Source organism: Pseudomonas sp. NPDC087029, assembly GCF_044745345.1.
Lineage (GTDB): Bacteria > Pseudomonadota > Gammaproteobacteria > Pseudomonadales > Pseudomonadaceae > Aquipseudomonas > Aquipseudomonas faucium.
Genome location: NZ_JBIVAB010000002.1, coordinates 302,581 through 316,875, shown reverse-complemented (window position 1 = coordinate 316,875; position 14,295 = coordinate 302,581). Strand labels below are relative to the sequence as shown.

At 62.3% G+C, this 14,295-nt stretch carries 11 protein-coding genes; 5 read left to right on the top strand and 6 right to left on the bottom strand.

Features of this window, described 5'->3' with window-relative positions; genetic code table 11:
- A complete protein-coding gene (locus tag ACIPG5_RS04830) occupies window positions 1-540 on the bottom strand; it encodes a chorismate mutase (protein WP_401373591.1) in 540 nt (179 codons plus the stop codon).
- Between the two features lie 154 nt (window positions 541-694).
- Window positions 695-2,101, bottom strand: a complete 1,407-nt coding sequence (gene glnA / locus ACIPG5_RS04825; RefSeq protein WP_176512983.1) for a type I glutamate--ammonia ligase — start codon at window positions 2,099-2,101, stop codon at window positions 695-697.
- A 475-nt stretch (window positions 2,102-2,576) separates the two neighbouring features.
- Here glnA and thiI point away from each other — a divergent pair, with 475 nt between their 5' ends.
- Window positions 2,577-4,031, top strand: a complete 1,455-nt coding sequence (thiI, locus tag ACIPG5_RS04820) for a tRNA uracil 4-sulfurtransferase ThiI (RefSeq protein WP_176512982.1) — start codon at window positions 2,577-2,579, stop codon at window positions 4,029-4,031.
- A gap of 126 nt (window positions 4,032-4,157) precedes the next feature.
- Complete coding sequence (gene typA, locus ACIPG5_RS04815; RefSeq protein WP_016489590.1) at window positions 4,158-5,981, top strand: translational GTPase TypA; 1,824 nt, start codon at window positions 4,158-4,160, stop codon at window positions 5,979-5,981.
- A gap of 107 nt (window positions 5,982-6,088) precedes the next feature.
- Here typA and ACIPG5_RS04810 read toward each other — a convergent pair whose 3' ends face one another.
- From ACIPG5_RS04810 to ACIPG5_RS04800, 3 genes are all read right to left on the bottom strand, one after another.
- Window positions 6,089-6,349 (bottom strand): DUF3077 domain-containing protein, encoded by a 261-nt coding sequence (locus ACIPG5_RS04810; RefSeq protein WP_401373588.1) that lies wholly within the window; start codon window positions 6,347-6,349, stop codon window positions 6,089-6,091.
- A 40-nt stretch (window positions 6,350-6,389) separates the two neighbouring features.
- Window positions 6,390-6,671, bottom strand: a complete 282-nt coding sequence (locus ACIPG5_RS04805; RefSeq protein ID WP_236237950.1) for a hypothetical protein — start codon at window positions 6,669-6,671, stop codon at window positions 6,390-6,392.
- Between the two features lie 652 nt (window positions 6,672-7,323).
- A complete protein-coding gene (locus ACIPG5_RS04800; protein ID WP_236237951.1) occupies window positions 7,324-7,728 on the bottom strand; it encodes a YkgJ family cysteine cluster protein in 405 nt (134 codons plus the stop codon).
- 188 nt (window positions 7,729-7,916) lie between these two features.
- Here ACIPG5_RS04800 and ACIPG5_RS04795 point away from each other — a divergent pair, with 188 nt between their 5' ends.
- The 3 genes from ACIPG5_RS04795 (at window position 7,917) to ACIPG5_RS04785 (ending at window position 12,233) form a co-directional block, all read left to right on the top strand.
- Entirely contained in the window at window positions 7,917-10,367 is a 2,451-nt protein-coding gene (locus tag ACIPG5_RS04795) for a glycogen/starch/alpha-glucan phosphorylase (RefSeq protein WP_236237952.1), read from the top strand.
- A gap of 255 nt (window positions 10,368-10,622) precedes the next feature.
- Entirely contained in the window at window positions 10,623-11,633 is a 1,011-nt protein-coding gene (locus tag ACIPG5_RS04790) for a class 1 fructose-bisphosphatase (protein WP_008100945.1), read from the top strand.
- A gap of 3 nt (window positions 11,634-11,636) precedes the next feature.
- A complete protein-coding gene (locus ACIPG5_RS04785) occupies window positions 11,637-12,233 on the top strand; it encodes a DUF924 family protein (protein WP_176512977.1) in 597 nt (198 codons plus the stop codon).
- Window positions 12,234-12,350: 117 nt separating this feature from the next.
- On the opposite strand, the gene ACIPG5_RS04780 is transcribed toward ACIPG5_RS04785, so the two are convergent.
- The gene (locus tag ACIPG5_RS04780) at window positions 12,351-14,243 is read right to left on the bottom strand and encodes a methyl-accepting chemotaxis protein (RefSeq protein ID WP_219824854.1); all 1,893 of its coding nucleotides are present in this window, start codon (window positions 14,241-14,243) and stop codon (window positions 12,351-12,353) included.
- Between the last annotated feature and the right edge of the window lie 52 nt (window positions 14,244-14,295).

Genomic DNA, 14,295 nt, shown 5'->3' with positions numbered 1-14,295 from the left:
TCAGGGTTTATCGCACAGTTGGCCGGTGGCGCGGACCAGGGCCGTGCGGGTCAGGCTGTCTGCCGGGCGGCTGGCCAGCGCTTCTGCGAGGTCCGCAGCGCATGTGGCTGGCTTTTGCTGCTCGAAGGCGGCCAGTTGGCCGAGCAGCGTTGCTTGCAGCGCGTCGAGTTGCGGGCGGATCTGCTGCTGCAGGTCCTGGCGTGGCGTGTCGGGCGCCGCGCCCTGCAGGTGCCAGCGGGACAGCAGGCTGTATTGCACCACCTTGTTGGCCTCTATCTGGTCGGCGAAAAACGCTTCGGCACGTTGCGGGGCCAGGCCATAAGCGGGGGCGGTCGCGTTTACCTGCGCCAGCACCTGCTGTTCGCGCTCGGTGGCCTGTACCGGTTGGCCCTGGTCCCACTTGTGCAGGGCAACGGCGTTGGCCAGGTTCAAGCGCTGTTCGATGGCGTCGAGCAAGGGGGTGAGGGCGAGGCTGCCTGCCGAGGCAGTGGTGCAGCCGGCAAGGCTCAAGGCAAGGGTGATGAGGGGCAGGGGGCGCATGGCAATTCTCCGGTTGGGTAAAGCGTCGAGTGTGGAGAAGTGGGCGTATTTCTTGGGGTAGGAAGCTTCCGAAGTTGCAGAAGGCAGAAACAGAAACGGCCTCCCGAAGGAGGCCGTTTCCAGTGACGTTGATCAGCGCCAGGCGCCGATTACATCAGCAGCTGTAGTACAGCTCGTATTCCAGCGGGTGCACGAAGGTGCGGACCTTGATTTCTTCTTCCGACTTCAGCTCGATGAAGGCATCGATGAAGTCATCGGAGAACACGCCGCCCTTGGTCAGGAACGCACGGCCTTTGTCCAGCTCTTCCAGGGCTTCTTTCAGGCTGCCGCAAACCTGCGGGATGTCCTTGGCCTCTTCAGGCGGCAGGTCATACAGGTTCTTGTCGGCCGCATCGCCTGGGTGGATCTTGTTCTGGATGCCGTCCAGGCCAGCCATCAGCAGGGCTGCGAAGGCCAGGTACGGGTTGGCCGATGGGTCCGGGAAGCGCGCTTCGATACGGCGGGCTTTCGGGCTGCCGACGTAAGGAATGCGGATCGAGGCGGAACGGTTGCGAGCCGAGTAGGCCAGCATTACCGGGGCTTCGAAACCTGGGACCAGACGCTTGTAGGAGTTGGTCGACGGGTTGGTGAAGCCGTTCAGGGCCTTGCCGTGCTTGATGATGCCGCCGATGAAGTACAGGGCGGTGTCGGACAGGCCGGCATAGCCTTCACCCGAGAAGGTGTTCTTGCCGTCTTTCCAGATCGACATGTGCACGTGCATGCCCGAGCCGTTGTCGCCGTACAGCGGTTTCGGCATGAAGGTAGCAGTGCGGCCGTAGGCGTCGGCAACGTTGTGCACGACGTATTTCAGGGCCTGTACTTCGTCAGCCTTCTTCACCAGGGTGTTGAACTTGACGCCGATTTCGTTCTGGCCGGCAGTTGCCACTTCGTGGTGGTGAACTTCGACGACCTGGCCCATTTCTTCCAGTGCGTTGCACATGGCAGTACGGATTTCGTGGTCGTGGTCGAACGGCGGAACCGGGAAGTAGCCGCCTTTTACGCCTGGACGGTGGCCTTTGTTGCCGCCTTCCACGTCAGCGCCGGTCATCCACGAGCCTTGCTCGGAGAAGATCTTGAACATCGAGCCGGAGATGTCGGACTGGAACTTCACTTCGTCGAAAATGAAGAACTCAGGCTCTGGGCCGGCGAACACGGTGTCACCGATGCCGGTGCTCTTGAGGTATTCCTCGGCGCGCTTGGCGATGCCGCGCGGGTCGCGATCGTAGCCCTGCATGCTCGACGGGTCGACGATGTCGCAGGTGATGATCAGGGTCGGCTCTTCGGTGAACGGGTCCAGCACGGCGGTGTCGTCGACCGGCATCAGGATCATGTCGGAGGCTTCGATACCTTTCCAGCCGGCGATGGAGGAGCCGTCGAACATCTTGCCGACTTCGAAGAAGTCTTCGTCCAGGCCATCACGCGCTGGCATGGTCACGTGATGCTGAATGCCTTTGGTGTCCGTGAAACGCAGATCAATCCACTTGACGTCATGATCTTTGATGAGTTGAACCGACTTCGACATGTTGTCCTCCGGATGGTCTAGAGCGCGGTGGGCCGCTGCCCTGGAAAAAAGGGTGTTGCCGGGCGCGGATAGTCGGCCAAGCGTACCTGCCTCACAAGGGAGCAAATTGCATGCCAGTGCCCGAAAATGGCGAGGGCGGGATAAAAGGGGGCGTTTGCGGGCATTTGGTGAGGGGTTGAGGGGTTGAAGCGCACTCTTAAGGGGCGGATTTCAATGGTGGCGCACTAAAAAGGTGCGTTTGTTGAGGGTTGTGCTTCCTTTAAGGGCCTCATCGCCGGCAAGCCGGCTCCCACCAGGTCAACTGCAAGCCTCAAGACCTGCGGTCTCCCCTGTGGGAGCCGGCTTGCCGGCGATGAGGCCGGGGCAGGCAAACATAAATCCAACCTTCTGTACAAAAGTTGGTCAAATCCTGAGCAATTTCCGATATAATTCGCGCCCCTCATTTTCGGCAGGCCCTGCGCGCGCTGTTAAACCAATGAAACTTATCGTCAAAGTCTTTCCAGAGATCACCATCAAGAGCCGGCCGGTGCGCAAGCGCTTCATCCGCCAGCTCGGCAAGAACATCCGCAACGTGCTCAAGGATCTCGATCCGGAGCTCGCGGTCGATGGTGTCTGGGACAATCTCGAAGTGGTCACCCGCGTCGAGGACGAGAAGCTCCAGCGCGAAATGATCGAGCGCCTGACCTGCACCCCGGGTATCACCCACTTCCTGCAGGTCGAGGAATACCCGCTGGGCGACTTCGACGACATCGTCGCCAAGTGCAAGCAGCACTTCGGCCACCTGCTCGAAGGCAAGCGCTTTGCCGTGCGCTGCAAGCGCGGCGGCCACCACGACTTCACCTCGATGGACGTCGACCGCTACGTCGGCAGCCAGCTGCGCCAGCAATGCGGCGCCGCCGGCATCGACCTCAAGACCCCTGAAGTGCTGGTCCGCATCGAAATCCGCAACCAGCGCCTGTACGTGATCCACAACCAGCACCAGGGCATCGGCGGCTACCCGCTGGGCGCCCTGGAGCAGACCCTGGTGCTGATGTCCGGTGGTTTCGACTCCACCGTGGCGGCCTACCAGATGATGCGCCGCGGCCTGATGACCCACTTCTGTTTCTTCAACCTCGGCGGCCGTGCCCACGAGCTAGGGGTGATGGAAGTCGCCCACTACCTGTGGAAGAAGTACGGCAGCAGCCAGCGCGTGCTGTTCATCAGCGTGCCGTTCGAGGAAGTGGTCGGCGAGATCCTCAACAAGGTCGACAACAGCTACATGGGCGTGACCCTCAAGCGCATGATGCTGCGCGGCGCCGCGCACATGGCCGATCGTCTGGATATCGAAGCGCTGGTCACAGGCGAGGCGATCTCCCAGGTCTCGAGCCAGACGCTGCCGAACCTGTCGATCATCGATTCGGCCACCGACAAGCTGGTGCTGCGCCCGTTGCTGGCCAGCCACAAGCAGGACATCATCGACCAGGCCACCGAAATCGGCACCGCCGACTTCGCCAAGCACATGCCCGAATACTGCGGCGTGATCTCGGTGAACCCGACTACCCATGCCAAGCGCCACCGCATGGAGCATGAAGAGAAGCAGTTCGACATGGCGGTGCTCGAGCGCGCCCTGGAGCGTGCCAAGTTCATCTCGATCGACCATGTGATCGACGAGCTGGGCAAGGACGTGGAAGTCGAGGAAGTGCGCGAAGCGCTGCCGGGCCAGATCGTCATCGACATCCGCCACCCCGACGCCCAGGAAGACCAACCGCTGCTGATCGACGGCGTCGAAGTGCAGGTCATGCCGTTCTATGCGATCAACAGCAAGTTCAAGCAGCTGGATGAAACCCGCCAGTACCTGCTTTATTGCGACAAAGGTGTGATGAGCCGCCTGCACGCACACCACCTGCTCAGTGAGGGACATGCCAATGTGCGTGTTTATCGTCCGGCATAAGATGCCAGGGCTGTATGGCGGCAGCATCCGCCATCGCCCTCCCGACCGCCGGGCCTGCTGAGCCTTTTAACTTCATATTGGCCGCCTAGACTGGCGGCAACCGAATCCTCTGATCGAGATACAGTTGTGATCGAAAATCTGCGTAACATCGCCATCATCGCCCACGTTGACCATGGTAAAACCACCCTGGTCGACAAACTCCTGCGTCAGTCCGGCACTCTGGAGCGTAACGAGCTCAACGATGAGCGCGTCATGGACTCCAACGACCAGGAAAAAGAGCGCGGCATTACCATTCTGGCGAAGAACACCGCCATCAACTGGAACGGCTACCACATCAACATCGTCGACACCCCCGGCCACGCCGACTTCGGTGGCGAGGTTGAGCGTGTAATGTCGATGGTCGACTCCGTGCTGCTGCTGGTCGACGCCCAGGACGGCCCGATGCCGCAAACCCGCTTCGTGACCAAGAAGGCCTTCGAAGCCGGCCTGAAGCCGATCGTCGTGATCAACAAGGTCGACCGTCCGGGCGCGCGTCCTGACTGGGTTCTGGACCAGATCTTCGACCTGTTCGACAACCTCGGTGCCACCGACGAACAGCTGGACTTCAAAGTCGTCTACGCTTCGGCCCTGAACGGCATCGCCGGCCTGGACCACACCGAGATGGGCGAAGACATGACCGCCCTGTACCAGGCTGTCATCGACCACGTTCCAGCGCCAGCCGTTGACCGTGACGGTCCGTTCCAGATGCAGATCTCCGCACTGGACTACAACAGCTTCCTGGGTGTGATCGGCGTTGGCCGTATTGCCCGTGGTCGCATCAAGCCGAACACCCCGGTTGTCGCCATCGACGCCGACGGCAAGAAGCGTAACGGCCGTATCCTCAAGCTGATGGGCCACCACGGCCTGCACCGCGTCGACGTCGAAGAAGCCCAGGCTGGCGACATCGTCTGCATCAGCGGTTTCGACGAGCTGTTCATCTCCGACACCCTGTGCGACCCGACCGCCGTCGAGGCGATGAAGCCGCTGACCGTTGACGAGCCTACCGTTTCGATGACCTTCCAGGTCAACGACTCGCCGTTCTGCGGCAAGGAAGGCAAGTTCGTCACCAGCCGTAACATCAAGGACCGTCTGGACAAAGAGCTGCTGTACAACGTTGCCTTGCGCGTTGAAGAAACCGACTCCCCAGACAAGTTCAAGGTCTCGGGCCGTGGCGAGCTGCACCTCTCGGTACTGATCGAAACCATGCGTCGTGAAGGCTTCGAGCTGGCCCTGGGCCGTCCGGAAGTGATCATCCGTGAAGTGGACGGCGTGAAGCAGGAACCGTTCGAAAACGTCACCATCGACATCCCTGAAGAATCCCAGGGCAAGGTCATGGAAGAGATGGGCCTGCGTAAGGGCGACCTGACCAACATGGTTCCGGATGGCAAGGGCCGTGTACGCCTGGAGTACAACATCCCGGCTCGTGGTCTGATCGGTTTCCGTAACCAGTTCCTGACCCTGACCAACGGTGCAGGCATCCTGACCTCGATCTTCGATCGCTACGACGCTGTGAAGTCCGGCCACATGTCCGGCCGTCAGAACGGCGTACTGGTTTCGGTCGAAACCGGCAAGGCGCTGACCTACTCGCTGGAAACCCTGCAGGCGCGTGGCAAGCTGTTCGTCGAGCACGGCCAAGAGATCTACAACGGTCAGATCATCGGCCAGAACAGCCGCGACAACGACCTGGGCGTCAACCCTACCAAGGGCAAGAAGCTCGACAACATGCGTGCTTCGGGTAAAGACGAAGTCATCGCCCTGGTTCCGCCTGTTCGCTTCACCCTGGAGCAGGCTCTGGAATACATCCAGGAAGACGAGCTGTGCGAAGTCACGCCGAAGTCCATCCGTCTTCGCAAGAAGATCCTGGACGAAAGCGAGCGTACCCGCGCTGCCAAGAAAGCCAAGAACAGCTGAGTTAGCTTTGGCTGAATGAAAACGCCCCCGGTCGAAAGGCCGGGGGCGTTTTTGTTTGTGTGCACCCTGGGTTCAGGAAGTTGTCTGGATCTTGAGTGGACCCCGAATCAACGCATCATGCCCAGCTCGACATCATCCAACAGCGCCTTGGCCAATGCACTCAGGTAGTGAGAAGCCCAGATCAGTTGCTGGTCGTTCTCCATGACCCCGGTGAGCGTCATGTCGCGCACATAACCCATCAACTCGGAGGCTTGTTCACGGGCGTTTTGGCAGGGAATGCCGGCGGCTATCTGAAATAGCGGCTGATCATGGGCTTCTCCTTGGTAGAAAAAGGTTTTGCCGGGCGTGATCTTGTCGTTTTCGTTCATCGATTCATTTACCTGAATTCTGCGGTGGAAGCGTCGAGCATCAGTGCAAGCTGCCGGTACGCTCCAGGGCGAGGCAAAGCGCATCCGCTTGCCCCCAGGCAAGCTGCATGGCCCTAAGTCCGTTCAGCAGCGACTCCCGCGCTGCCTCATCGGCAATGCCATCTATGGCGCGGTGGCTGTGGGTGTAGGCGATCGTCAGGTAATGGGTGATGTTAACTACGACATGGTCCAAGGGAACTAGGTTGTTGCCGATGGCGTAGGTGAGGGTCGTACCGTCAGGCAGATCAAAATGGTGGGGTGGATCGGGGACTAACTTCTTCATGGTTCTCTCTCATGGCATGGACCGCCCCCGTTCGTTTCCACACGTAAGGGTGGCAGTTGTACACGGAGTGGAAAACCAGGCCATGAGAACCCCGGTAGGCCGTGCGGCCTTCCGCGTACAACTGCCATTACGACGGTCGCATTCTCATGTATTGCCGGGGTTTCCACACCCCGATCGCTGAAACATTCAGCGACCCGGAGAGCCTAGAGAGTCAGGTTTCCAGGGACAATCAGACGCGTGTCGACAGAGCTCGTAGGATATTTCGCATGTGCTGATACCGATAGCTTAAATTCGTAGGAAATATCTGAGGATGCAGTGGGAATTGGTGGCGCATGTCTTGAGACTGCATGAGGGCTAACAGATGCTTGGCACGACGCTTTTAGCGCCTATGAGATCGAGCGCCGCCCGCGCGGCGCATCGCGGATAAATCCGCTCCTACATTTGTTGCAACGTGCCATGGTCTGTCAGGCCATGGTTGTCCGCTTTTGGCGCCCGCCGAGAAATTGCGTCGTGCCACCAAGGCTGGCAACCATGGCCTATCAGGCATAGGTACGTTGCAACAAATGTGGGAGCGGATTTATCCGCGATGCGCCGCGCGGGCGGCGCTCGATTTACGCCTCGGCACAAAATCCATGGCGTACCAATGCAACCATCAACGCCCAACCGCCTTGGGCTTATAAGCACAGTACCCCGGCCGCGGCCCGATCTTGGGGTGGTTGCGGCAGGTGTCCGGGCGCTTGTCATAAATGGTGCACAGCCGGCTCTTACGATCCAGATAGAGGCAATCGTCGTTGCTCATGCGGGTCAGGGTGAAGATCCCCGACTTCTGGTTGAAGCGCTCGATGATGCCGTCTTTCTGCAGGCGTTTGGCGATGTTCTTCGGTGGCTCGTCCTTTTCGAACTCGTCCACCACGCCAATGCGGATCAGGTCTTTGATCTTCACTTCCACCGGCAGGGTGCAGCAGGTCGAATGGCAGCCCCCGCACATGTGGCTGGCATAGCGCTGCCAGGTTTCCAGGCGGTCGACTTCGGCTGCGGCAATCAGGGTCGTTTTCATCGTTATATAAGAGCGGGATCACGGTCTTGGGGCGCGCGATCATACCGGAGTTGTTCAATTTGTGAACAACCTTTTGCCGGATTCATCTGCCGGGCATGAAAACTGCGAACCGTGGCTGTCACTCCCTGTCGAAGGGTCTAGTCTCAACACTCTCCCTCCGCTTTCGTCAACTTGCCCGAGGATGCCGCATGTCCCAGGAACCCAAAGCACGTGACGCCGAGGTGGCCGATTTTCGCGCCGCTGTACTGGACAAGCTGACCTACGCGGTCGGCAAGGACCCGGAACACGCCTTCGACCACGACTGGTTCGAAGCCATCGCCCTCGCGGCCCGCGACCACATGGTCGATCACTGGATGGACCACACCCGGCAGGCCTACCGGCGCAGCCAGAAACGGGTGTACTACCTCTCCCTGGAATTTCTCATTGGCCGGCTGCTGTACGACAGCCTGAGCAACCTGGGCCTGCTGGACATTGCCCGCGACGCGCTGCAAGGCCTGGACGTGGACCTGGAGCGCATTCGCCTGCTCGAGCCGGACGCGGCGCTGGGCAATGGCGGCCTCGGCCGTTTGGCCGCGTGCTTCATGGAAAGCATGTCGACCCTCGGCATCGCTGCCCACGGCTATGGCATCCGCTATGAACACGGCCTGTTCCGCCAGGCCGTGGTCGATGGCTGGCAGCAGGAGCAGACCGAAAACTGGCTGGACTTCGGCAACCCCTGGGAGTTCGAGCGGGCCGAGGTGATCTACCCGATCAGCTTCGGTGGCAGCGTGGAAACGGTCAACGACAGCCACGGCAAGCAGCGCCAGGTGTGGTGGCCGGGTGAAACGGTGCGGGCGGTGGCCTACGACACGCCGGTGGTCGGCTGGCGCGGCGCCAGCGTCAACACCTTGCGCCTGTGGCGTGCGCGGGCGCTGGAAGAGCTGCACCTGGAGCGCTTCAATGCTGGCGACCACCTGGGCGCCGTCGCCGAAGTGGCGCGGGCCGAAAGCATCTCGCGGGTGCTGTACCCGGCAGACAGCACCGAGGCGGGGCAAGAGCTGCGCCTGCGCCAGGAATACTTCTTCGTCTCGGCGTCGCTGCAAGACCTGCTGCGCCGCCACCTGAACATGCACAAGGACCTGCTCAACCTGCCGGACGCCGCGGCCATCCAGCTCAACGACACCCACCCCTCGATCGCCGTGGCGGAGTTGATGCGCTTGCTGGTCGACCAGCACGAGGTGCCGTGGGACAAGGCCTGGGAGCTGACCGTCGGCACGCTCGCCTACACCAACCACACCCTACTGCCCGAGGCCCTGGAAACCTGGCCGGTGGCGCTGATGGAGCGCATGCTGCCGCGGCACATGCAGATCATCTACCTGATCAACGCCTTCCACATCGACGGCCTGCGGGCCAAGGGCCTGCACGACTTCGACGTGCTGCGCGCGGTGTCGCTGATCGAGGAAGAGGGCGGGCGCCGGGTGCGCATGGGCGCACTGGCGTTCCTCGGCTCGCACAGCGTCAACGGTGTGTCGGCGCTGCACAGCCAGCTGATGAAGAGCACGGTGTTCGCCGAGCTGCACAAGCTCTACCCGCAACGGATCAACAACAAGACCAACGGCATCACCTTCCGCCGCTGGCTGTACCAGTCCAACCCGCAGCTCACGGCGATGCTGGTGGAAGCCCTGGGCCCCGAGCTGCTGGACGACCCGCAAGGGCGCCTGGCCGAACTGGTGCCGTTCGCCGACAAGAGCAGCTTCCGCAAGGCATTCGCCGCGCAGCGCCTGCACAGCAAGCGGGCGCTGGCCAGCATCATCCAGGATCGCCTCGGCATCACGGTCAACCCCGAGGCGCTGTTCGATGTGCAGGTCAAGCGCATCCACGAATACAAGCGCCAGTTGCTCAACCTGCTGCACACCGTGGCCCTGTACCAGGCCATACGCAACGACCCCAGCACCCACTGGGTGCCGCGGGTGAAGATCTTCGCCGGCAAGGCCGCGGCGAGCTACCACCAGGCCAAGCTGATCATCAAGCTGGCCAACGACATCGCCCGGGTAGTCAACAACGACCCGACCGTGCGCGGCCTGCTCAAGGTGGTGTTCCTGCCCAACTACAACGTCAGCCTGGCCGAAAGCATCATCCCGGCGGCCGACCTGTCCGAGCAGATTTCCACCGCCGGTTACGAGGCCTCCGGCACCAGCAACATGAAGTTCGGCCTCAACGGTGCGCTGACCATCGGCACCCTGGATGGCGCCAACGTCGAGATGTGCGAGCAGGTGGGGGCGGACAACATGTTCATCTTCGGCCTCACCGCGCAGCAGGTCGAGGCGCGTCGGCGGGCCAACGACTTTGGTGCCGGCGCCGCGATTGCCGGCTCCCATCGCCTGAGCGACGTGCTGCAGGCGATCCGCAGCGGGGTGTTCTCGCCGGATGACCCGGGCCGTTACGCCGGGTTGATCGATGGCCTGGTGGCCTACGACCGGTTCCTGGTGTGCGCCGATTTCGATGCCTACTGGGATGCCCAGCGCAGGGTCGAGGAGCTGTGGCACACGCCGCAGGAATGGTGGCGCATGGCGGTGCTGAACACCGCGCGGATGGGCTGGTTCTCGTCGGACCGGACCATCCGCGAATATGCCACCGAGATCTGGAAGGCGCTGGACTGAGGCATGGGGCCGCATAGCGGCCCGATCGCCGGCAAGCCGGCTCCCACAGGGGGTGTGCATGCGCGGTCGAGGTGGGAGCTGGCTTGCCAGCGATTGGGCTGCGCAGCAGCCCCACCTGACCATCGGCCTGGCGAGCGCTGAACTACCGACCTATTGTGCCGTCTGACAGCCCAGGCGAGTCTCATCGCTCGCTAGCTCGCAACTCTCCCTGTAAACTGCGGGGGTTTTTCTCCCCCAATCCTTTCGGAGCCATACATGTCCCGCGTTACCCTGAGTCGCTATCTGATTGAGCAGACCCGCAGCAACAATACCCCTGCCGATCTGCGCTTCCTGATCGAAGTGGTGGCGCGTGCGTGCAAGGAAATCAGCCACCATGTCTCCAAAGGCGCCCTGGGCGGCGTACTGGGCAGCATGGGCACCGAAAACGTGCAGGGCGAAGTGCAGAAGAAGCTCGACGTGATTTCCAACGACATCCTGCTCGAAGCCAACGAGTGGGGCGGCCACCTGGCCGGCATGGCCTCCGAGGAAATGGACAACGCCTACCAGATTCCGGGCAAGTACCCCAAAGGTGCCTACCTGCTGGTCTTCGACCCGCTGGACGGCTCGTCGAACATCGATGTCAACGTTTCGGTCGGCACCATCTTCTCGGTACTGCGTTGCCCTAACGAGTACCTGAGCCAGAACGAAACCCTGAACGAAAACGCCTTCCTGCAGCCAGGTACCGAGCAGGTCGCCGCCGGTTACGCCATCTACGGCCCGCAGACCATGCTGATCCTGACCCTGGGCAACGGCGTCAAGGGCTTCACCCTGGACCGCGAGCTGGGCAGCTTCGTGCTGACCCACGAGAACATCCAGGTGCCGGCAACCACCGCCGAATTCGCCATCAACATGTCCAACCAGCGCCACTGGGAAGCCCCGGTACAGCGCTACGTGGGCGAGCTGCTGGCGGGCGAGACCGGCCCGCTGAAGAAGAACTACAACATGCGTTGGATCGCCTCGATGGTGGCCGACGTGCACCGCATCCTCACCCGTGGCGGCCTGTTCATGTACCCGCGCGATGCCCGCGAGCCGAGCAAGCCGGGCAAACTGCGCCTGATGTACGAAGCCAACCCGATGTCGTTCATCATCGAGCAGGCCGGCGGCGCGTCCACCAACGGTTACGATCGCATCCTCGACATCAAGCCCGAGAGCCTGCACCAGCGCGTGTCGGTGATCCTCGGCTCGAAGGAAGAGGTCGAGCGTGTGACCGCCTACCACAAGGAGTAACCCATGCTCGCACCTTGGCAGCCGTTGCTGGAATGGTGGTTCGGTTGGGGCAACAGTGCCCAGGCCGTGGCTGACGAGAAGAGCACGCTGTGGTTCGGCAAGCATCACGATGCCGACGCCCAGGCGCTGTTTGGCGACCTGGTCGAGCATGCCCTGGCGGGTGGGCTCGACGAGTGGCAGCAGAGCCCGCAGGGCTGGCTCGGCCTGCTGATCCTGCTGGACCAGCTGCCGCGCATGCTCTACCGCGACACGCCGCGCGCCTTCGAAGGCGACCGGCGTGCGCAGGTGGTGGCGATGCAGGGTTTGCAGAAGGGCTGGGATTACCAGCTGCTGCCGATCCAGCGGGTGTTCGTGCTGCTGGTGCTGGAGCATGCCGAGGTGCTGGACTGGCAGAACCTGAGTGTCGAGCGCTACCGGATCCTGCTCGATGAGCAGCCGGAGGCGAGCCGCCGGTTGTTCGAAGGCTTCCTCGACTATGCCGAGCAGCATCAGCGGGTGATTGCCCGGTTCGGGCGCTTCCCCCATCGCAACCTGATGCTGGGCAGGCCCAGCACCAGTGAAGAGATGGACTTTCTGCTGGAGCCTGGGTCCAGGTTCTGAGGTGATGGGCCTGCTGCGCAGGCCTTTCGCGACACAAGGCCGCTCCTACAGGAACATGCGATCCCCTGTAGGAGCGGCCTTGTGTCGCGAAAGGGCCGCAAAGCGGCCCCGTCCATCTCAGATCCTGAAACTCCCCACCAACTGCTGCAACCGATCGACCTGATGCTCAAGGTCGGTGCAGGCACGCAACGTGCTCTGCAGGTTCTGCACCCCTTCCTGATTCAGCGTATTGATCTCGGTGATGTCGACATTGATCGACTCGACCACGGCCGTCTGTTCCTCGGTCGCCGTGGCCACCGACTGGTTCATGCCATCGATTTCGCCAATGCGCTGGGTCACGCTGCCCAGGCGCTCACCCGCCTGGTTGGCAATGCCCACGCTATGGTCGCTGTGCTCGCGGCTCTGGTTCATGGTGCTGACCGCCACCTGCGCACCGGCCTGCAATTCCTCGATCAGGCGCTGCACCTGCTGCGCTGATTCCTGGGTGCGGTGGGCCAGGTTACGTACCTCGTCGGCCACCACGGCAAACCCGCGGCCTGCCTCGCCGGCCCGCGCCGCCTCGATCGCGGCATTGAGCGCCAGCAGGTTGGTCTGCTGCGAGATGCCGCTGATCACATCGAGAATCTGGCCGATGTTCGCCGTGTGCGCATTCAGCGTTTCGATGTTGCCGCAGGAGTCGCTGATGCGCGCCGAGAGCTGGTTCATCACCTCGATGGTGCGCCCCACCACCTGCTGGCCATCCTGCGCCAGGCCCCGGGCCTCGCTGGAGTGCTGCGAGGCCAAGGCGGCGTTCTGGGCGATTTCCTGGGCGGCGGCGCCCAGCTGGTTGATGGCCGCGGCCACGCTGCTGGTGCGGCTCGACTGCTGGTCGGCGTTGTGGATCGAGGCGTTCGAGGCGCTCACCACCTGGCTGGCCACCGCGTTGACCTGGCCGGTGGCCGAGGCCACTTCGCGAATCGACTCGTGGATGCGCTCGACGAAGCGGTTGAACGATTGCCCCAGGCTGCCGAATTCATCCTGGGCGTGGATGCTCAGGCGCCGGGTCAGGTCGCCTTCACCCTCGGCGATGTCGTGCATGGCGCGGCCCATCAGGTGCAGCGGCTCCATCAGCACGCGAATCAGCAGGCCGAGCAGGGCGATGATCACCACCACGGCAATCAGCGTGGCGACGATCGCCGAGGTGCGCAGCTCGCCGAGCATGGCAAAGGCGGCGTCCTGGTCGACCACCAGGGCCACGTACCAGTCCGCCGAGGGCACGCCGTCGACGTGGGTGAAGTTGATGAACTGCTTGCGGCCATCGAGCTCGACTTCCTTCAGGCCGCTGCCGATGCGCGGGGTGTCGAGCGGGTACACGTCGGCCAGGCTCTTGAGCGCAAGCTCGGCCTTGGGGTGGATCAGGATCTTGCCCTCGCCGTTGACGATGAAGGCGTGGCCATGGCCCTCGAAGTTCAGCGTGTTGATCAGGTTGCTGATGGTCTGCAGGTCGGTGTCGGCACCACTGACGCCCAGCAGGCGGCCCGCTTGCTGGACCGGCGTGGCCAGGGTGATTACCAGCTTGCCGGCAGACGCCGAAATGTACGGCTCGGTGACGATGGTGCGGGTACCGGCGCTGGCGGCCTTGTACCAGCCGCGAACCCGCGGGTCGTAGTCGGCGGCGCGGTTGCCCAGCGGTACCGATTGCATGCTGCCGTCCTGGCCGCCGAAATAGGTGAGCTGGAAATTGCTGCCATACACCGGCAGCGCCAGGCTGCGGTCGAGGCTGGCCTTGCCGGGGCCATCGATGGCAATTTGCTGGGCCAGCGAGTCGAGCAGCTGGATGCGGCTGTCGAGCCAGTTGCGGATGGTGCCCGCAGTGAGGCCGCCCAACTCCTGCAAGGTGTTTTGCGTATCGCTGCGCAGCGACTGGCGCTGGCGGTAGTCGTTGAACAGCACGAAACAGGTGAAGGCAACGGCCACCACGAGGGCGGCGGCCAGCAGGATCTTGTGGCTGAACTTCAGGTTCTTGGTCATTTTTTTGCGGTCTGCACAAGGCACGTCGGAGGGGAGGCTGCGGCAATTCGCC

Coding starts and splice junctions, on each gene's coding strand:
- ACIPG5_RS04830 (WP_401373591.1), bottom strand. CDS start 540: ATGCGCCCCCTGCCCCTCATCACCCTTGCCTTGAGCCTTGCCGGCTGC.
- glnA (WP_176512983.1), bottom strand. CDS start 2,101: ATGTCGAAGTCGGTTCAACTCATCAAAGATCATGACGTCAAGTGGATT.
- thiI (WP_176512982.1), top strand. CDS start 2,577: ATGAAACTTATCGTCAAAGTCTTTCCAGAGATCACCATCAAGAGCCGG.
- ACIPG5_RS04810 (WP_401373588.1), bottom strand. CDS start 6,349: ATGAACGAAAACGACAAGATCACGCCCGGCAAAACCTTTTTCTACCAA.
- ACIPG5_RS04805 (WP_236237950.1), bottom strand. CDS start 6,671: ATGAAGAAGTTAGTCCCCGATCCACCCCACCATTTTGATCTGCCTGAC.
- ACIPG5_RS04800 (WP_236237951.1), bottom strand. CDS start 7,728: ATGAAAACGACCCTGATTGCCGCAGCCGAAGTCGACCGCCTGGAAACC.
- ACIPG5_RS04795 (WP_236237952.1), top strand. CDS start 7,917: ATGTCCCAGGAACCCAAAGCACGTGACGCCGAGGTGGCCGATTTTCGC.
- ACIPG5_RS04790 (WP_008100945.1), top strand. CDS start 10,623: ATGTCCCGCGTTACCCTGAGTCGCTATCTGATTGAGCAGACCCGCAGC.
- ACIPG5_RS04785 (WP_176512977.1), top strand. CDS start 11,637: ATGCTCGCACCTTGGCAGCCGTTGCTGGAATGGTGGTTCGGTTGGGGC.
- ACIPG5_RS04780 (WP_219824854.1), bottom strand. CDS start 14,243: ATGACCAAGAACCTGAAGTTCAGCCACAAGATCCTGCTGGCCGCCGCC.